The organism is Pandoraea eparura, assembly GCF_902459725.1.
Classification (GTDB): Bacteria; Pseudomonadota; Gammaproteobacteria; order Burkholderiales; family Burkholderiaceae; genus Pandoraea; species Pandoraea eparura.
Genome location: NZ_CABPSH010000007.1, coordinates 129514 through 147519, shown reverse-complemented (window position 1 = coordinate 147519; position 18006 = coordinate 129514). Strand labels below are relative to the sequence as shown.

General features: G+C 65.1%; 19 protein-coding genes. 11 read left to right on the top strand and 8 right to left on the bottom strand.

Annotated features, from left to right (window positions below; genetic code table 11):
• Nucleotides 1–50 precede the first annotated feature (50 nt).
• Complete coding sequence (locus tag PEP31012_RS15450) at nt 51–638, bottom strand: phosphoheptose isomerase (protein ID WP_150590219.1); 588 nt, start codon at nt 636–638, stop codon at nt 51–53.
• Between the two features lie 154 nt (nt 639–792).
• Nucleotides 793–1146 carry a YraN family protein gene (locus PEP31012_RS15445; RefSeq protein WP_150590218.1) on the bottom strand — a complete coding sequence of 118 codons (354 nt, stop codon included), beginning with the start codon at nt 1144–1146 and terminating at the stop codon, nt 793–795.
• Between the two features lie 80 nt (nt 1147–1226).
• Here PEP31012_RS15445 and rsmI point away from each other — a divergent pair, with 80 nt between their 5' ends.
• The 3 genes from rsmI (at nt 1227) to PEP31012_RS15430 (ending at nt 2809) form a co-directional block, all read left to right on the top strand.
• Nucleotides 1227–2111 (top strand): 16S rRNA (cytidine(1402)-2'-O)-methyltransferase, encoded by an 885-nt coding sequence (rsmI, locus tag PEP31012_RS15440; RefSeq protein WP_150590217.1) that lies wholly within the window; start codon nt 1227–1229, stop codon nt 2109–2111.
• A 178-nt stretch (nt 2112–2289) separates the two neighbouring features.
• Nucleotides 2290–2532, top strand: a complete 243-nt coding sequence (locus PEP31012_RS15435) for a type II toxin-antitoxin system Phd/YefM family antitoxin (protein WP_150590216.1) — start codon at nt 2290–2292, stop codon at nt 2530–2532.
• Nucleotides 2519–2809, top strand: coding sequence for a type II toxin-antitoxin system RelE family toxin (locus PEP31012_RS15430; protein WP_150590215.1), 291 nt, complete (start codon nt 2519–2521; stop codon nt 2807–2809). Before PEP31012_RS15435 ends, PEP31012_RS15430 begins: the two co-directional genes overlap by 14 nt.
• Before the next feature lie 59 nt (nt 2810–2868).
• Here the strand turns inward: PEP31012_RS15430 and PEP31012_RS15425 are convergent, their stop codons facing one another.
• From PEP31012_RS15425 to PEP31012_RS15410, 4 genes are all read right to left on the bottom strand, one after another.
• The gene (locus tag PEP31012_RS15425; RefSeq protein WP_150590214.1) at nt 2869–3663 is read right to left on the bottom strand and encodes an ABC transporter ATP-binding protein; all 795 of its coding nucleotides are present in this window, start codon (nt 3661–3663) and stop codon (nt 2869–2871) included.
• A 2-nt stretch (nt 3664–3665) separates the two neighbouring features.
• Nucleotides 3666–4571, bottom strand: coding sequence for an ABC transporter permease (locus PEP31012_RS15420; RefSeq protein WP_150590213.1), 906 nt, complete (start codon nt 4569–4571; stop codon nt 3666–3668).
• Nucleotides 4572–4803: 232 nt separating this feature from the next.
• Nucleotides 4804–5790 (bottom strand): ABC transporter substrate-binding protein, encoded by a 987-nt coding sequence (locus tag PEP31012_RS15415; RefSeq protein ID WP_150590212.1) that lies wholly within the window; start codon nt 5788–5790, stop codon nt 4804–4806.
• A 442-nt stretch (nt 5791–6232) separates the two neighbouring features.
• Nucleotides 6233–6850, bottom strand: a complete 618-nt coding sequence (locus PEP31012_RS15410; RefSeq protein ID WP_150590211.1) for a septal ring lytic transglycosylase RlpA family protein — start codon at nt 6848–6850, stop codon at nt 6233–6235.
• 234 nt (nt 6851–7084) lie between these two features.
• Here PEP31012_RS15410 and PEP31012_RS15405 point away from each other — a divergent pair, with 234 nt between their 5' ends.
• Nucleotides 7085–7741, top strand: a complete 657-nt coding sequence (locus PEP31012_RS15405) for an MBL fold metallo-hydrolase (RefSeq protein WP_150590210.1) — start codon at nt 7085–7087, stop codon at nt 7739–7741.
• On the top strand, nt 7738–8499 hold the full coding sequence (locus PEP31012_RS15400) for a 3'-5' exonuclease family protein (protein ID WP_150590209.1): 762 nt from the start codon (nt 7738–7740) through the stop codon (nt 8497–8499). Before PEP31012_RS15405 ends, PEP31012_RS15400 begins: the two co-directional genes overlap by 4 nt.
• A gap of 126 nt (nt 8500–8625) precedes the next feature.
• On the opposite strand, the gene arsC is transcribed toward PEP31012_RS15400, so the two are convergent.
• Nucleotides 8626–8982, bottom strand: coding sequence for an arsenate reductase (glutaredoxin) (gene arsC, locus PEP31012_RS15395; protein WP_150590208.1), 357 nt, complete (start codon nt 8980–8982; stop codon nt 8626–8628).
• A 279-nt stretch (nt 8983–9261) separates the two neighbouring features.
• Here arsC and PEP31012_RS15390 point away from each other — a divergent pair, with 279 nt between their 5' ends.
• The 4 genes from PEP31012_RS15390 (at nt 9262) to PEP31012_RS15375 (ending at nt 12833) form a co-directional block, all read left to right on the top strand.
• On the top strand, nt 9262–9768 hold the full coding sequence (locus PEP31012_RS15390; protein ID WP_150590207.1) for an energy transducer TonB: 507 nt from the start codon (nt 9262–9264) through the stop codon (nt 9766–9768).
• Between the two features lie 57 nt (nt 9769–9825).
• Entirely contained in the window at nt 9826–10614 is a 789-nt protein-coding gene (gene otnI / locus PEP31012_RS15385) for a 2-oxo-tetronate isomerase (protein ID WP_150590206.1), read from the top strand.
• A 735-nt stretch (nt 10615–11349) separates the two neighbouring features.
• On the top strand, nt 11350–11835 hold the full coding sequence (locus tag PEP31012_RS15380) for a CoA-binding protein (protein WP_150590205.1): 486 nt from the start codon (nt 11350–11352) through the stop codon (nt 11833–11835).
• Nucleotides 11836–11894: 59 nt separating this feature from the next.
• Entirely contained in the window at nt 11895–12833 is a 939-nt protein-coding gene (locus PEP31012_RS15375; protein WP_150590204.1) for an alpha/beta hydrolase, read from the top strand.
• Between the two features lie 20 nt (nt 12834–12853).
• On the opposite strand, the gene PEP31012_RS15370 is transcribed toward PEP31012_RS15375, so the two are convergent.
• The gene (locus PEP31012_RS15370) at nt 12854–13666 is read right to left on the bottom strand and encodes a transporter substrate-binding domain-containing protein (protein ID WP_150590268.1); all 813 of its coding nucleotides are present in this window, start codon (nt 13664–13666) and stop codon (nt 12854–12856) included.
• A 216-nt stretch (nt 13667–13882) separates the two neighbouring features.
• Between PEP31012_RS15370 and hemE the strand changes: the two genes are divergently transcribed.
• Together hemE and PEP31012_RS15360 are read left to right on the top strand one after the other, a co-directional pair.
• Nucleotides 13883–14992: a uroporphyrinogen decarboxylase gene (gene hemE / locus PEP31012_RS15365; protein WP_150590203.1), complete on the top strand. Its 1110-nt coding sequence runs from the start codon at nt 13883–13885 to the stop codon at nt 14990–14992.
• A gap of 394 nt (nt 14993–15386) precedes the next feature.
• A complete protein-coding gene (locus PEP31012_RS15360; RefSeq protein ID WP_150590202.1) occupies nt 15387–17894 on the top strand; it encodes a primosomal protein N' in 2508 nt (835 codons plus the stop codon).
• The last annotated feature ends 112 nt before the right edge of the window (nt 17895–18006 follow it).

Sequence of the window (18006 nt, the reverse complement as noted above, 5' to 3'; positions counted from 1 at the left end):
CCGCGACGCAGTACCCGTCATGCTCTTGACGCCTGATGACGCCAATAGGTTCACGCTTCGCCGAACAGCATCGCGTCGACGAGGTCGCAGAGGCAGTGAATCGTGAGCAGGTGAACTTCCTGAATGCGCGCGGTGCGATCGGCCGGCACACAGATGTGCACGTCGAGCTCACCCAGCGCGGCATTGACCTTGCCGCCGCCCTTGCCGGTCAGCGCGATCACGTGCATGCCGCGCTCGTGGGCCGCTTCGATGGCCGTGAGCACGTTGCTGGAATTGCCGGACGTGGTGATGGCGAGCAGGACATCGCCCTCGTGCCCGAGCGCGCGCACCTGCTTCGAGAAGATGGCGTCGAAGTTGTAGTCGTTGCCGACGGCCGTCAGGATCGACGAATCCGTGGTCAGCGCGATGGCGGGCAATTCGGGGCGCTCGCGCTCGAAGCGGCCGACGAGTTCGGCGGCGAAGTGCTGGCAGTCGGCCGCCGAGCCACCGTTGCCGCACGCGAGGATCTTGTTGCCGTTGGACAGCGCTTCGAACATGACGTCCGCCGCGGCGGCGATATATTCGGGCAGGGCGTCGCGCGCAGCCAGCTTGGTCTCGACGCTATCCGTGAAGTGTTGCTGAATTCGTTCGATCGACATGGTCGTTTGCCAGGGTGTCGCAAAAGCGGCCGGCCTTGCATGGGCGCCATAAGGGCACTCACCTGCATCGGCCGGCGTTCAAAGGCCGTCAGTCTTGAAAATCTTGAAAACGGCGCGTTCGCAAGTGTAACAGGGCCGGCGCACGCGGGTTCCGTCAGAGATCGTCGGCACGGAAGGCATCGCGCAGCCAGCGTGCCACGGGCGGACGCCCGTCGAACGTCACCACGTCGAAACGACAGCACCCCGCCGGACGCCGCAACAGATAGTGACGCGCGGCCAGGGCCAGGCGGCGTCGCTTGGTGCGCGTGATGCTCTCGGCGGCCCCGCCGAAGTCGCTGCGCGCGCGGGCACGCACCTCGACGAATACCAGCACGCCGGCGCAATCCCGCATAATGAGGTCGATTTCGCCGCCGCGGCACCGATAGTTGCGCGCGACGAGCCGCCAGCCACGCCGCTCCAGCAACGTCTGGGCGCGGCCCTCGAACGATTCTCCTAACTGATTCGACATGGTTGTTCCGATGTTTACCGTTGCCGGCACTGCCGGTGTGCACTGCCTGGCGACGCCGCCGCTTGCGGGAGTCCGATGCCATGGATGAGCGCCTGATGTCGCTGGCCGAGGGCCAGCATTACCCGGCGGGCACGCTGTATGTCGTCGCCACGCCGTTGGGCAATACCGCCGACATCACGGTGCGGGCGCTTCACATCCTCGGAATGGTCGACGCCATCGCCTGTGAAGATACGCGCAACAGCGCGCAGTTGCTGCAGCGGTATGGCATCGACAAGCCGTTGATTGCGGCCCATCAGCACAACGAAAACGAAGCGGCGACGCGGTTGGTCGAGCGTTTGCGAGGTGGCGAGCGCATTGCCTATATTTCGGACGCGGGCACCCCGGGGATCTCGGACCCCGGCGCCCGGCTGGTCGACGCGGTGCGTGCCGCGGGGCTCGGTGTGGTGCCGGTGCCGGGCGCGAGCGCGGTGATTACGCTGCTCTCGGCGGCTGGCGCGTGGGTGGAGACATTCACGTTCGTGGGTTTCCTGCCGTCAAAGGCGCAGCAACGCGCCCAGGCGATTGCGGCACTCGCGGGCTCGACGTCGGCGCAGGTGTTCTACGAGGCGCCCCATCGGATCGTGGAGACGGTCGCGGCACTGGCCGAAGGGTTGGGCGGCGCGCGCCGGCTATTGATCGGACGCGAGCTGACCAAGCGCTTCGAAGACATTCACGAGTGTGCGCTGAGCGAAGGCGTGGCCTGGCTGAAGGCTGACGCGAACCGTCAGCGCGGTGAATTCGTGCTGGCGGTGTCGGGGGCGGCTGCGAGCGCAAGCGACGATGGGGTCGACGCCGAAGCGCAGCGCGTCCTCGCGTTGCTGGTGGCCGAACTGCCGACGAAAAGCGCCGCAAAGCTCGCCGCCGCGATTACCGGCGCGCCCAAGAACGCGCTCTACGAGCGGGCACTGGCCCTCAAGAACGCTTGATCGCACTGTGCGACAGGCGGGTTGGGCGATATCAAGAATCGGACATGTCTGGAGAAATTCTCAGCGACTCCCCAAACTGCCGCGTCGATATTCCCTCTATGATTGGCTCGATCTCAGGGTCTCGGCCGGTACGCGTCAGCGAATTGGCCGCCTCCCCCCGGGCCTGATGAGATGTCACATGAAAAACATCCTTGCCCGCACGTCGATCGGAATCAGCGAATTGAAATCGAACCCCAGTGCCGCCATCCATCGCGCCGATGGCCCCGTCGCCATCCTGAACCGGAACACGCCAGTCGCCTATCTCGTTCCCGCAGCGCATTGGGAAGCGATCTGCGAGCGCCTCGATGACGCTGAACTCGCCGACCTTATCCGTTCACGCGCCGGCGAAACGCCGGTGAGTACCCAGCTTGACGACCTATGACCTGCAATTTCTCCCCTCTGCCCTCAAGGAGTGGCAAGCGCTCGACCCCACGATCCAGCGTCAGTTCAAAGCGAAATTGCGGCAACGGCTGCAAAGGCCCAAGGTCCCCGGCAGCCGGCTGAGGGCGATGCCGGACTGTTACAAGATCAAACTCGCGTCCTTGGGATACCGGCTTGTCTACCGTGTCGACGACACCGCCATCACCGTGCTCGTGGTCGCCGTCGGCAAACGAGAAAACCTTGCCACCTATCGCACGGCCCTGAAGCGGGTTCAGTGATGCCGTCGAAAATGACACAAGCCCGCCAAAGCGGGCTTGTGTCCTGACATTCCAACGCGTCAGCTCAGCAGTAGCGCGTCATCGTCGAGTTGTTCGCCGCGGGTGCGCTCGAACATCTGCAGCAAATCGGGCACGTCCAGACCCTTGCGTTCGTCGCCCGACACATCCAGCACGACCTTGCCCTGGTGCAGCATCACCGTCCGATCGCCGTAATCCAGTGCCTGACGCATGCTGTGCGTGACCATCATCGCCGTCAGCTTGCTCTCCTGCACGATGCGGGCCGTCAGCGCCAACACAAACGCCGCCGTCTTCGGATCCAGCGCCGCCGTGTGCTCGTCGAGCAGCAGAATCCGCGAGGGCTGCAATGACGCCATCAACAGACTTACCGCCTGACGCTGACCGCCGGAGAGCAGCCCGATACGGTCCGAGAGCCGGTTTTCCAGCCCGAGGTTGAGCAGGCTCAGCTTCTCGCGGAACCGCTCACGCAGCTCCCGATTCAGCGCGAACCGGAAACTCCGGCGCTCGCCGCGCTTGACCGCCAACGCCATGTTTTCCTCGATGGTCAGCGCCTCGCACGTGCCGGCCATCGGATCCTGGAACACCCGCGCCACCTGACTCGCCCGCTGCCACGCCGTCTTCTTCGTGACGTCGTTGCCGTCGATGGAAATCGTGCCAGAATCGACAAGCAGATCGCCGCTGATGGCGTTCAGGAACGTGGACTTGCCCGCACCGTTCGAACCGATCACCGTGACGAACTGGCCCGTCGGAATATCCAGCGACATGCCGCGCAGCGCACGATTCTCGATCGGCGTGCCCGGGTTAAAAGTGATCTTGAGGTCTTTTGCGCTCAGCATGATCAGGCACCTCCGTTCTTGCGGGGGAACAGCTTGCGGCGCGTTGCCGGCAACACCAACGCCACCGCCACGAGCAATGCCGTCACCAAATTCAGATCCTGCGCCTTCAGACCGATAAAATCGCTGTTCAGCGCAAGCGCGATGAAGAAGCGGTAAAGCACCGCACCGACGACCACCGCCAGCGTCGTGAGAATGAGGCGTCGGGCCGGCAGAATCGTCTCGCCAATAATGACGGCCGCCAGACCGATCACGATGGTACCGATCCCCATCGAGATGTCCGCGCCGCCCTGCGACTGCGCGAACAACGCGCCCGCAAGTGCCACCAGCGCGTTCGAGAGCGCCATGCCCGCCAGAATCTCATGACCGGTATTCACGCCCTGTGCCCGTGCCATGCGCGAATTCGCGCCCGTCGAGCGCATCGCGAGGCCCTGCTGCGACAGGAAGAAGTAATCCAGCCCGAGCTTCACCACCACCACCACGACGAGCAGCAGCAACGGACGCATCACATAGTCCGGCAGCCAGGCCACGTTGTCCGGCAGGAGCATCGTGAAGACCGTCGGCGACGTGATCAGCGGCACGTTCGGCGCGCCCATCACACGCAGGTTCACTGAGTAGAGGGCGATCATCATCAGGATACTGGCGAGCAGATCCATGATCTTCAGGCGCACATTGAGCCAGCCGGTGATGAAACCTGCCGCCGCGCCCGCCGCCATCGCTGCCAGGGTCGCGGCGAACGGATTGGTGCCGCCGGCGATCAGCGTCGCCGCCACCGCGCCGCCCAGGGCGAAGCTGCCGTCAACGGTCAGATCGGGGAAATTGAGGATGCGGAAGGAAATCAGCACCCCGAGCGCCACGAGACTGAAGATCAGACCGATCTCCAGGGCGCCCATCATAGAAAAAAGAGACATTGTCGTAATTCCACTGCGCAAGACGGCCCATGCCGGGTCTCGGCATCAGCGCTCACACGACCGACGTCGGCCAGTTCGGGGCATCGCCGGTCGTTGTGCGACCGCTGTCGGGGGGAGCCGTCCCGCCCATTCGATAGGAAAAGAGCGGCGGGGACAGAGGATGTCCGGGCGCCGCCCTGTCGCGCGGCGATGAGGCAGGGGGTGACCCCGCCGCACCGCACTCACGCATGCGTTACTGCTTGATGACCGTCTTGGCTTCCTTCACCAGATCGTCCGACAGCTTCACGCCTTGCTTGGCCGCGGCCGCCGTGTTGACGAACAGTTCCAGATTCGAGCTGGTCTGCGAGGCAATCGCCCCCGGCTTCTCACCCTTCAGGATGCGGCCGACCACCTTCCCGGTCTGACGACCCAGGTCGTAGTAGTTCACGCCCAGTGCCGCAATCGCGCCGCGCTTCACGCTGTCGGTATCCGACGCCACCAGCGGAATCTTGCGGTCGTTGGCCACCTTCACCAGCGACTCGTAGGCCGACACAACGTTGTTGTCCGTGTTCGTGTAGATCACATCGACCTTGCCGACCAGGCTACTGGCCGCCGAGCTGATGTCGACCGTGCGCGGCGCGGCCGCTTCGACCAGCGTCATTCCGGCTGCCGGCAGCAGCTTCTTCAGCTCATTGACAACCACGACCGAGTTGGCTTCCCCCGGGTTGTACACCATGCCAACGCGCTTGGCGTTCGGCACGACGCGTTTGATCAGCGCGACCTGCTTGTCCAGCGGCAGCTTGTCGGACACGCCGGTCACATTGGTGCCCGAGGGCGCCCAGTTCTTGACCAGTTGCGCCGCGACCGGATCGGTCACGGCCGAGTAGACCAGCGGCACGGACTTGGTCGCCGCCGCCACGGCCTGCGCCGTCGGCGTGGCAATGCCGATGATCACGTCCGGCTGGTCGCCCACGAACTTGCGGGCGATCTGCGCGGCCGTACCGACGTTGCCCTGCGCGCTCTGATATTCCCACTTGAGGTTCTTGCCGACCTCGTAACCTTCCGCCTTGAGTTCATCGCGCGCGCCATCGCGGATGGCGTCCAGCGCCGGATGCTCTACGATCGCCAGCACGGCCACCGATTTCGTCCCCTGCGCGAAGGCCGCGCCGGTCGTGCCCAACAACGTTGCGGCCACCGCGCACAGCACGGTGCACTTGGCGAATTTGCCCATCGTCGACATCAAAACTCCTCCAGGAATGCTCTTTGATAGGTGCGCTAAGCCCGTGTCTCGCCGGGCCTCATCTGCATGCACACAAAACGTGCATCGGCGCGTGGGGCACAGTCTACCCACATCCCCTGCAGCGAACAACGGTTGCCAACGCAACCGGCCGGAAGGCCCGTGGAATATCGGTGTGCGCCGAAAAACTGGCAGATTGATGCGGCAATCGGAAAAAAATTAGTCAATTTGGTCGCTAAAAATCCAATGCGCGCATGTTCATGCGTCGCATTCGATCATCTCAATTCGCCAAAAATCGGAATAATGCGCAAGCTTTCGCAAGGTATACGTATTTTTTCTCAATAGCCGTGCAAAGCGAGTCCCACAACGCAGGAAACCATCCACGCAATTTCAGAATCGGCTTTGAGAGATCGACGCACCGCAACGCAGCATGCGCTGCGCCGGGTCAGGGCGCGTTCTTGCTGTCGTCCAGGCCGAGGGCGGCGACTTCGGTGCGGGAGAGACGTCGGATTTCGACCTTGGCGTGGCCGGCACGAATGAAGTCGAGCTGCTTGGCTGCGGCGTAGGAGAGATCGATGATGCGATTGCGCGCGTAGGGGCCGCGATCGTTGATTTTGACGACGACGGTCTTGTTGTTGGCGATGTTGCGCACGAGCGCGAAGCTGCCCAACGGCAACGTCGGATGCGCGGCGGTCGGCTCGTTCATATCGAACGATTCACCGGTGGCCGTGCGACGTCCGTGAAACTTCTTGCCGTACCAGGACGCCATGCCGGTCTGGTAAAACGTGCCGGCGTCGGCGCGCAGGCGCGCTTCGCCGTCGCGATCCGGTGCATCGGGATCGCCGGGACTGAGGCCTTCGGTGCGATGTGTCCTGCCCGGCCACTGTAGATCGAAACTCGACCCGACCGGCGCGTTGGCTTCGCGCGCACGGCTGCGCGCGCCTGTCGCCGAAGAGGCGGCAGCCGTCTGGCTGAGAGGTTCGAGCGGCGTTGTGCAGGCTGTCAACGTCAGGGCGAGGGCGCAGCCGACCGCGAACCGTGTGAGGATCTCGCGTGTTCGCATAGCGCGCAAGTTTAACACGACGCCAAATGCAACCTATCAGCGAGCGTTCACTTACGTGCCGAGACCGGCTGAATCGACATTGCGCTGGATGGATCTGGAGCATCGAATCTGCCGCACCCCAGCGCTTCGGTCAGCCTGGGACACAACGCTCGCGCGTGACGTCGACGGCGACGCGCCCGGCGGGCGTCGCCCGGCCCGAATTACAATAGGCGAAAACCGCGTCCCCGATATCCCATGAACGTCACCCTGATTCCTGTCACGCCTTTCCAGCAAAACTGCACCCTGCTCGTTTGCGATGCGACGAAGCGCGCCGCCGTGGTCGACCCCGGCGGCGACATCGACCGGATCGCGGGCGAGATCGAACGCCAGGGTGCGACGCTCGAGAAAATCTTCTTGACGCACGGCCACCTGGACCATTGCGGCGGCGCGGGCGCGCTGGCGCAGAAGTACAGCGTGCCGATCGAAGGCCCGCATCCGGACGACGCCTTCTGGATCGACCAGCTTCAGGCGCAGAGCGCACGCTTCGGCTTTCCCGAGCCACAACCGTTCACGCCAGATCGCTGGCTCGGCGACGGCGACACCGTCACGTTCGGCGACGTCACCCTCGATGTGCTGCATTGCCCGGGGCATACGCCGGGGCACGTCGTGTTCTTCTCGGCGGATGAGCGCCTGGCCAGCGTGGGCGATGTCCTCTTCGCCGGCTCCATCGGCCGTACCGATTTCCCGCGCGGCAACCATGCCGACCTGATCGCGTCGATCCGCGACAAACTCTGGCCGCTCGGCGACGACGTGACCTTCATTCCCGGGCACGGTCCCGTCTCCACGTTCGGTCAGGAGCGTCAGACCAACCCGTACGTGGCCGACGCCGTGCTCGCTCGGAGCGCCGTATGAGCGAGGCCGTCCTGCGCACCCCCTCGCGCATCATTCCTGCCGACGAGGAAATATTCGTCAGTACCGATGTCGAGGCCGACGGCCCGATTCCCGGCCCGCATTCGATGCTGAGTTTCGCCTCGGCAGCCTACACCGCCGACAAGGAACTGATCGGCACGTTCAGCGCCAACCTGGAATGTCTACCGGACGCGAAGGGGCATCCGCTGACGATGAAGTGGTGGAAAACCGAGCCGGACGCATGGGCCGCCTGCCGCGTCGATCAGGAAGACCCGACCAAGGCGCTCAAGGCGTATGTGAAGTGGGTGGAGAAGTTGCCGGGCAAGCCGGTGTTCGTGGCCTATCCGGCGGGGTTCGATTTCACGTTCATGTTCTGGTACATGATGCGTTTCGTCGGCCGCTGCCCGTTCTCGTGGTCGGCGCTCGACATCAAGACGCTCGCATTCGCCATGACCGGCATGCCTTATCGCAAGTGCATCAAGCCGCGCCTGCCGCCAGTCTGGCTCGACCCGCTACCCCACACGCACGTGGCGCTTGACGACGCGCTCGAACAAGGCGCGCTCTTCTGCAACATGCTTGCCGAGCTGCGCGAGCAGCAGAAGACGTTGTCCGACCTCCCCGGTTGGCGCGGCGCCGGACTCACGGCGAACGCCGACGCACCGGTGTTCGGCTCGGCCGCGGCACAAGCGGCCGCCGCAGCGGTGGCGGACGCCGAATCGCCGGACACCGGCCCCGGCAAGGACAGCGCCGCCCACGGCTGAGCCACGACGGCGTGGTGGGGTCGCGCTTGGGGCGGAAAGGCGGCAGATCGGCATTCCGGCATCACGGCGTGACGGGAGGCGCCCGATACGAACTGCGGGACGCCCACGCGCCGCGATCCCCGAAGACTACAGTACGTCGTTCGCCAACTCGGGCGGACGCGCAATCACGGCCTTGTCGCCGTTGACCACGATGGGGCGCTGCAACAGCTTCGGATGCGCCGCCACGGCAGCGAGCAAGGCGTCGTCGGTCATTGCCGCGTCGGCCAATCCCAGCTCGGCGTACTCGGCTTCGTTGCTGCGAATCATTTCGCGCACGGGCACGCCCAGCAGCTTGTGCAAGCGCTTGAGGTCGGCCAGCGTTGGCGGCGTCTTCAGATATTCGATGATCTGCAGATCGCTGCCGCCCACCGCCGGCGATCCCTCCACCAGGGCCAGCGCTTCGCGCGACTTCGAGCAGCGCGGGTTGTGATACACGGTAATCATGGTCACTCCAATGCGTTCAGAAAGCGTCCGGCGCGACGTGATCGTTCTAGCCTGCGACGTGCGCCGCGAGTATGCATGGTATCGCCGGATGCCGCCACCCTGCGAACCGCTACGTGTTAACCGCGCTGCGCGCAGCGCATGGGCCACCTAAGATAGCCAATGAGGGTGGCTGCGTCTCACGCTGCCGAACGCATCGCGTGGACGAATGCTCGATCCGCGAAGCCGCCCCCGGTAGGTGAACAAGAAGAAGATTGTCGCGAACGTTGCGGGAGACTGTGCATGAATACGCAACTTTCTCAATGCCGGCGCGCCCCGGGCGCCGCCGCAGGCTTCATTGTCATCGCGTGCGCTCTGGCGGTATCGGGCTGCGCCAATCCGGATTTCGAGCCAAAGCCGCCGCTCGTTCTCAACCTGACACCCACCCAGGTACCGCTCACGGCGCTCGATCAGTACAAGATCGCGGCGGCGCAGCGCGTGACCGAAGTCAACGCCCGCGAGATCACGCCGGGCAATCCGCAGCCGATGCTGCGCTCGGTGGTATCGCTCGAATACTGGGTGGACCGCAGCGGGAACCTGATGGGTGTGGCGCTGTATCGTAGCAATGGCGACCATGATGCGGAACGCATTGCCGTCACGAGCCTGCGACGGGCCAACCCGTTGCCGGTGCCAAGCCGGGCGCTGGTCGACAGCAGCGGGCGCGTGCGCGCCGTGGAAACCTGGCTCTTCAACGACGACGGTCGCTTTCAGTTGCGCAGCGTGGCAGCGCCTCAGATCGACGGGCAGTGATATCGTGAGGGGCATCGATCCACCCTGCCCGGCCTGCGCCGGGCGCCGGAGATGCTCATGCCGCGATTTGCCGCGAACCTGACCCTGCTCTATCAGGAAGTGCCGTTCCTGGACCGTTTTCGCGAAGCTGCGAGCGACGGTTTCCGAGGTGTGGAATGCCTGTTCCCCTATGAGCATCCTGCGCAAGACGTGCGGGCGCGTCTGGACGACGCGGGCCTCACGCAGGTGCTGTTCAACACGCCCGCCGGCGACTGGGCCAACGGCGAGCGCGGGTTGGCTGCGCTGCCTGGGCGCGAGGCGCAGTTTCGCGACGGCCTCGAACGCGCACTTGACTACGCCGATACGCTGGGCTGCCGCCAACTGCACGTGATGGCCGGATGCCCCGACGCTTCGGCATCGCTCGAACATTGCCGGGCCGTTTATCTAGAAAATCTTGCCTATGCCGCCGCACAGGCGGCCGCGCATGGCATCACGATCCTCATCGAGCCGATCAATCCGCGCGATTTCCCCCGCTATTTCCTCACGCGCCAGGAGCAGGCCCACGCCATTCGTCAGCAGGTGGGTGCCAGCCATCTCAAGGTGCAGTTCGACGTGTATCACTGCCAGATCGTCGAGGGTGATCTGGCGGTCAAATTGCGTCAGCACATTGCCAATATCGGGCACGTGCAGGTGGCAGGCGTCCCCGCACGTCATGAACCCGACACCGGCGAAGTCAATTACCCGTTCCTCTTCCGTCTGCTTGACGAACTCGGCTATGCGGGATGGGTGGGATGCGAATATCGTCCGCAGGGCGCCACGCGCGCCGGACTCGGCTGGCTCAAACCGTGGCTCAGAGCCACCCGATAAGCCGTTGCATCGCGACACCGGCAACGCCGACAATCCATCGGCATTGCCGGCATTCACGTTGCGACCATTCATTTACGCAGGCGTGAATCGATTTCCGAAAGGTGAATCGGATGGCGAAACAATCTTTGGGATGACGACAAAAGGCGTAGGAAAGATGTAGGTCTGCGCAGGCAAAAAAATGGCGGGACACACGGGCCCGCCAAAACCACACGCTACGGGGTTAGCGCGAGGAGACCAGATTCAGAGCACTGCATCGAACGACCTTGCGGATCGCGCCGGGGGACGCGCTCCGCCGATACAGTCGCGCTGCCGTGTTACCGGGGGATAAGCACGTCAGCGTTGAGAAGCATTTTGGTGGAAACGTATGGGAGGAGGGGTAACAAAGTGTTTCAGGTTGTAACACCTACGCCCTCGACGCGCGCACCCGGATGACTTCTACGCCTTTCCTGGCATGACTTTCCGGCCCATCGACAAGATCGAGATTTGGTTCGTGATCCTGATTAACTTATCCGGCAAAGCATTTACGCCGGCGACGCGCCCGCACGCCATCGTTTCGCTGTGACGTCCGGCGAACGCGTTTCACGCCCGATTCGTCAATGTGCTAAGTTCATTCTTTGTGCGTGGCAGCAAAGTCGGCGTGCGCAATGCGCAGGCACGCCAGCGCCGCGGATCGGCAGCGCACCGAGAGCAGTGATTCCGTCAACGACAGCACCGGCCCTGTCGGGCCGTATTCGCATGGAAACCATGGAACGTTTGGGGCAGATACTGGCACGCGACCGCGTGATCGGGGTCGTAGGCCTGTCGCCTCGGCCGGACCGGCCGAGCCACACCACGTCACGCTACATGCAGCAACACGGCTACCGAATCGTGCCGATCAATCCACAGGCGGCCGACGCCGGCGCGACGATTCTGGGCGAGCGCGTCTACGCGAGCCTGACCGAAGCGGCTGACGCCCTTCGCGTCGAGGGCCTGCGGATCCAGATGGTGGACTGTTTCCGTCGCAGCGGCGATATTCCGCCCATTGCCGAGGAGGCCATTGCCATCGGTGCCAACAGCCTGTGGATGCAGTTGGGCATCGAAAACGACGACGCCGCGGCCCTCGCGCTGGCGGCAGGGCTGGACGTCGTGATGGACCGCTGCGTCAAGATCGAGCATCAGCGCTGGCAGATGCAAGGGGGCAATCCCCGCGCCGGCGCCAACGCGCCACCGCGCCGCCGCTGAGCGCCCCCCTTCCGAAGCGCTGAACCACCCACTTCCGACTCTGCCAATCGCCTGCTGATATGACCATCGACGCCGATCTCCTCGCCTACTACGACCAAATGGGGCGCAAATACCCGGTTAGCACCGACAACGGCACGCCGAGCGCGCAGGACGTGCGCACCCGGTTCGCCATCGTCGCCAATGAGGCCTTGCGTCCGTTGCCGGCCGGATTGCGCAGCGAGACCGTCGACATTCCCCTGCCGGGCCGTACCCTGCGAGCCCGGCTTTATCGACCGGTCGGGCGCGAAGTGCCGCTCGTCGTCTTCTTTCATGGTGGCGGCTGGGTGGTGGGAGACGTCGACACCCACGGCACGATGGCCGCCTTCCTGGCGCAGGACGGCGACGTGGCGGTGTTGAGCGTCGATTATCGGCTGGCGCCCGAGCATCCGTTCCCGGCGCCGGTCGACGATGCGCGCGACGCCCTGGCATGGGCGGCGGAACAGCGTGCGCGACTGGGCGTGCGGGTCGACCGTCTGGCCGTGGCGGGCGATAGCGCGGGGGGCCACCTGGCGGCGCAGGCGGCGGCGTGGTTCAACGACCGGCATCCCGGAATCGTTGGGGCGCAGTTGCTGATCTATCCGGTCGTGCAGTACCGGTTCGACACGCCCAGTTACGAGCGTCTGGCGCACGGCGTGGGCCTGACCCGCGACGAAATGCGCTGGTACTGGCAGACCTTCCTGGGCGACGTGGAACCGTCGGCCGACGACGTGCGGGTCAATCTGACCGCTCAGGCGCCGCGCCACGCCTTGCCGCACGCCTTGGTGATTGCGGCCGAATACGACCCGTTGCACGACGAAGCGGTGTCCTATGCACACTTCGTGGCAAGTTCGGGCGGCCGGGCGGAGGTGATCGAGGCGCCCGGCCTGACGCACAGTTTCGCGAGGCTACAACCGTTCGTCCCGCAGGCGCGGCTGGTCATGCACGACGCGGCACAGCGTCTGCGTGACTGGCTGGGCTGACCCGCGCGGGGCCAACGCCATCACTTCAGCCACTTGTCGACGACCCTCTGATATTCCCCGGTCTTCTGCGCAAGGTTCAGCCACTGGTCGACGTATTGCTTGAAGATGTCGTCGCCGCGCGGCAGCAGGTACGCCTTCTCACCGAACTGTAACGGCTTGTCGGGGTTGACCGGGCACAGCGACGGATTGAGCTTGTGCTGCAACATCGTTTCCGAGGCGTCGGTCACCATCACGTCGGCTTTGCCGTCGACGATCTGCTTGAAAATCGTGACATTGTCCGGATAGATCGTGAGCGTGGCGTTCGGCAGGTACTGGCGGGCGAAACGTTCGTTCGTGCCGCCCGGGTTGGCGATGACGCGTGTGCTTGGCTTGTTCAGATCGGCGAGCGTCTGGTACTTCGTCACGTCGGCGCAGCGCACGATCGGCGCTTTGCCGTCGACCATGACCACGTTGCTGTAATAGGCACGCGCCGCACGATCGAGGGTGACCGACACGCCGCCGACCGCAATATCGCACTTGCCGGCGGTGAAGTCGTCCATCAGCCCTTTCCAGGTCGTCGGGACGATCACCGGCTTCACACCCAGCGATTTCGCCAGCGAGGCGACCAGATCCACGTCGATGCCCTCGACCTGGCCATCCGGGCGCCGATACGAGTATGGCTTGTAGTCACCCGTCGCGCAGGCGCGCAGCGTGCCCGATTTGACGATGTCGTCCAGCCGGGAGTGGACGGCAGGGGTCGCGGAAGGACTCACGACGGCGGCCGATTGCGCGTGGGCTGCAGGAACGGCCAGGGCCGCTCCTGCCACGAGGGCCGCGCTGGCGGCCGTCAACATGACTTTCATGCTTGTCTCCTGAGGTTTGACGTGGTGACGCCCTGCGCCCCCCGAACGGTCTGACGCAGCGCGTGGGGCTTAATACTAAAGACACTCCCGGCCCACGCCAATCGGTATGACGCCAGTGTCCCGTGCACGCCACGCCGACGCGCCGTCGGTGACTGATGTGCGGCATAACAGCCCGCCATGCGTCCGGGCCGGGGATACGCGAGTAAAATGGCCGCTTGCCCCAACCTTCCAACCCACCGCCGCGACGTGTCCCAAGCTCTGCAAAACGATACTTTCCTGCGCGCCCTGCTGCGCCAGCCGACCGAGTACACGCCGATCTGGCTGATGCGCCAGGCGGGCCGGTACCTGCCCGAATACAACGCCACGCGTGCGAAGGCCGGCAGCTTCCTGGCGCTCGCCAAGAACCCCGCCTACGCCACCGAGGTCACGCTGCAGCCGCTCGAGCGCTTCCCGCTCGACGCCGCCATCCTGTTCTCGGACATCCTCACCATTCCCGACGCCATGGGCCTGGGCCTGTCGTTCGAAGCGGGTGAAGGGCCGCGTTTCGCCCACCCGCTGCGCACGGAAGACGACGTGCGCCGTCTGCAGGCGCCGGATCTGGACAGCCTGCGCTATGTCTTCGACGCCGTCGCCGAGATTCGCCGCGCCCTGAACGGCCGCGTGCCGCTCATCGGCTTCTCCGGCAGCCCGTGGACGCTCGCCTGCTATATGGTCGAAGGCGCCGGGTCGGCCGAATTCCGCACCGTCAAAACGATGATGTATGAGCGTCCCGACCTGATGACGCACATCCTCGAGACCAACGCGCGTGCCGTCGCGGCCTACCTGAACGCCCAGATCGAAGCGGGCGCGCAGGCGGTCATGGTGTTCGACACGTGGGGCGGGGCGCTGGCCGACGGCCTCTACCAACGGTTCTCGCTCGCCTACATGCAAAAGGCGCTCGCAGGCGTGCACCGCGAATGGAATGGCGCGCGGATTCCGCACATCGTCTTCACCAAGGGCGGCGGTCAGTGGCTCGAAGCCATTGCCGACATCGGGCCCGACGCCATCGGACTCGACTGGACCGTCGATCTCGCGGCCGCGCGCCGGCGCGTCGGCGATCGTTGTGCACTGCAAGGCAATTTCGATCCGACCGCCCTTTTCGCATCGCCCGAGGCCATTCGCACAGAGGTCCGCCGCCTGCTCGACGCTTATGGCAACGCACCAGGTCACGTCTTCAACCTGGGGCACGGTATTTCGCAGTTCACAGCACCGGACCACGTGGCAGCGCTCGTCGACGAAGTGCACAGCTATAGCCGCAAGCTGCGCCAGACGGCGTAATCGGCAACGCGAACCAGCGGCGGTGCGGATCGCGAGGCCATTTGCCCCGCAAACCCAACCGCCGTTTCAAGCGTCGAATGTCAAGCGTAAACCCGTCGAGTAACCCCTCCAATTTACGGAGTTGTCCCGAAGACTTATGCACAAATTCTCGCTGCGCCGCCGCAAGTGAGAGGTGAAGGGGACGCCTCGCCGACGCCGCTCATAAGCTATTGATCAAAAAGCATTTTTGATTCGAGCAAAGTCGAGCCCCCGCACCGCGTGAGGGCCGCCCGATGAGGCTGACGAGCGATAATCCCCACAGTTCTCAACATAGTTATCCACAAGCCCTGCCGGCCCACCGGAAACCCGACTCAAATCCGGGGTTTACCGACACTTCTCAGGATTCACTTTAAGTTTGACGCGCGCCGACGATCGTTCCGACCCGTCTCTTGCATCGGATGACGATGCCCTGCCCCCGGTCGCCCAACCGCGCATCGGCGCGCCCGCTATCGCCCGTGTGGCGCTCGATACGCCGCTGCTCACGCTGTTCGACTATCGGCTCGACCAGGCGGCAAGCCCCGGGCAACTGGTGCAAGTGCCGTTCGGACGACGACAGGTCGTGGGCGTCGTCTGGGAATTGACGCAGCGCAGCGAAGTCGACCCGGGCAAGCTGCGCGACGTCACCGCCGTCTGGCATGAATTGCCGCCACTGGGCGACGACTGGCGCGACCTGATGCAATTCGCCTCGCGCTACTACCAGCGCGGTATCGGCGAGGTGGCCCTGCCGGGCGTCCCGGCGCATCTGCGCACGCCGATGCGCTGGCCGCGACTCCTCGCCCAGCGCGGCGTGCAACGTTACCGGCTGGCCGACGGCGCCGTCGCCGCGCTCCTGGAGAGCGTGCCCGCCAGGCTGCGCGCCCAGCGCCGCCTGGCCGAGGGCCTGGCGCAAGCCGGCACGCTCGATGCGGACGAGGCGCGCGCCCTGTGCGCGAAGGCCGCCGACGTGCTCAAGCAGTGGGCGGCGGCCGGTTGGGTCGTCGTCGACACCGTGCCGTTCCATGAAGCCGTACGCCATGCCGACGAGGCTGACGGTGAGGATGGCGAATCGAGCGTCGTTTACGTCAACAATCCCACCAATTCCGCACTGGCCGAGGCCTCGGTCAGTACCGACCTCGGCATACAGGACGCCCCGCGCGCCGATAGAACGTTGACTGTCGGGCAGGCCGATGCCGTCGCGGCCATTCACAACGCACTCGAAGCCGCGGGCGCCCAATGCCTCGCCGCTACAGCGCCAGCGGGCAAGCGCGACGCCGGCAGTGCGGGCGACGCGGGTGATCTCCCCCCCTGCCCCCCGTTCCTGCTCTACGGCGTGACCGGCAGCGGCAAGACGGAAGTCTATTTGCGCGCCGTGGCCGAGGCGCTTCGCGAGCGCGACGCCCAGATTCTTGTGCTCGTGCCGGAAATCAATCTGACGCCGCAACTCGAAGGCGTCTTCCGCGCGCGATTCCCGGACGAGACGCTCGTGACGCTGCACAGCGGACTGGCCGAAGGCGAGCGCGCCCGGCACTGGCTGGCCGCCCATCGCGGCGAAGCGCGCGTCGTGCTCGGTACCCGGCTCGCGGTGATGGCGTCGCTGCCACACCTGCGCCTCATCGTTGTCGACGAAGAGCACGACCCGTCCTACAAGCAACAGGAAGGGCTGCGCTACTCGGCGCGCGACCTCGCCATCTGGCGCGCAAACCGGTTGCGCATCCCCGTCGTCCTCGGCTCGGCCACGCCGTCGCTCGATAGCTGGCGACGCGCCGAACAGGGCCGCTACGTGCGTCTCGCGATGCCCGAGCGCGCCACGCCCGACGCGGTGCTGCCGCGCGTCTCGCTCATCGACATGGATATCGAGCGCAAGCGTCAGCGCACGGTGCACGAGGGCTTGTCGCAATCGCTGCTCGCCGCCATTCGCGCCCGGCTCGAAGCGGGCGAGCAAAGCCTGCTGTTCCTGAACCGCCGCGGTTACGCCCCGGTGCTCAACTGCGATGCCTGCGGCTGGATCAGCGACTGCCGCCGGTGCAGCGCCCACATGGTGCTGCACAAGCCCGAGCGGCGGCTGCGCTGCCATCACTGCGGCGCCGAGTCGCACATTCCGCATGCGTGCCCCGACTGCGGCAATCTCGATCTCGCGCCGCTGGGGCGCGGCACGCAGCGCATCGAAGAGGCATTGGCCGAACAGTTCCCCGAGGCGCGCCTGGCTCGCATCGACGCCGACAGCACCCGCCGCAAGGGCAGCGCGCAGGCGTTGTTTGCGCAAGTGCATGCGGGCGAAGTCGACATCCTGATCGGCACGCAGATGGTCGCCAAGGGCCACGACTTCCGCAACGTTACGCTCGTGGGCGTGGTCAACGCCGACAGTGCCCTGTTCTCGCACGACTTCCGGGCCGCCGAGCGTCTCTTTGCACAACTGATGCAGGTAGCCGGCCGCGCGGGCCGGGCGGCCCGTGCCGACGGCCCCGGCGACGTGCTGATCCAGACACGCTACGCATCGCACCCGTTGTTCGCGTCGCTCATGCGTCATGACTATGCGGGCTTCGCGGCACAGCAACTGGAGGAGCGGCGTGTCGCCCTGCTGCCGCCGTTCACACATCAGGCGCTGCTGCGCGCCGAAGCGCGGCGCCTGGACGACGCCATGACGTTCCTGAAGCGGGCCCGCGAGATCGCCGCTGCACCCGCGCTGCACGATGCGCGCATTTCCCTGTGGGATCCGGTGCCGATGACGATGGTCCGCATCGCAGGCACCGAACGCGCCCAGCTCGTGGTCGAGAGTCCGCATCGCGGCGCGCTGCAACGCTTCCTCACGCACTGGATGAGCGAGCTGCGCGCGCTCAAGGCCCCCGTGCGCTGGCATCTCGAAGTCGACCCCCTCGAAATATAAATCGGTATATAGCGTTCCGGAAATTTGACAACATCGCCTGAATCTCCGACGATGGAGATGGCTGTCGAGCACCGCACGTCGAACGGTTCACGTCATCTGCACGATAAGAAGT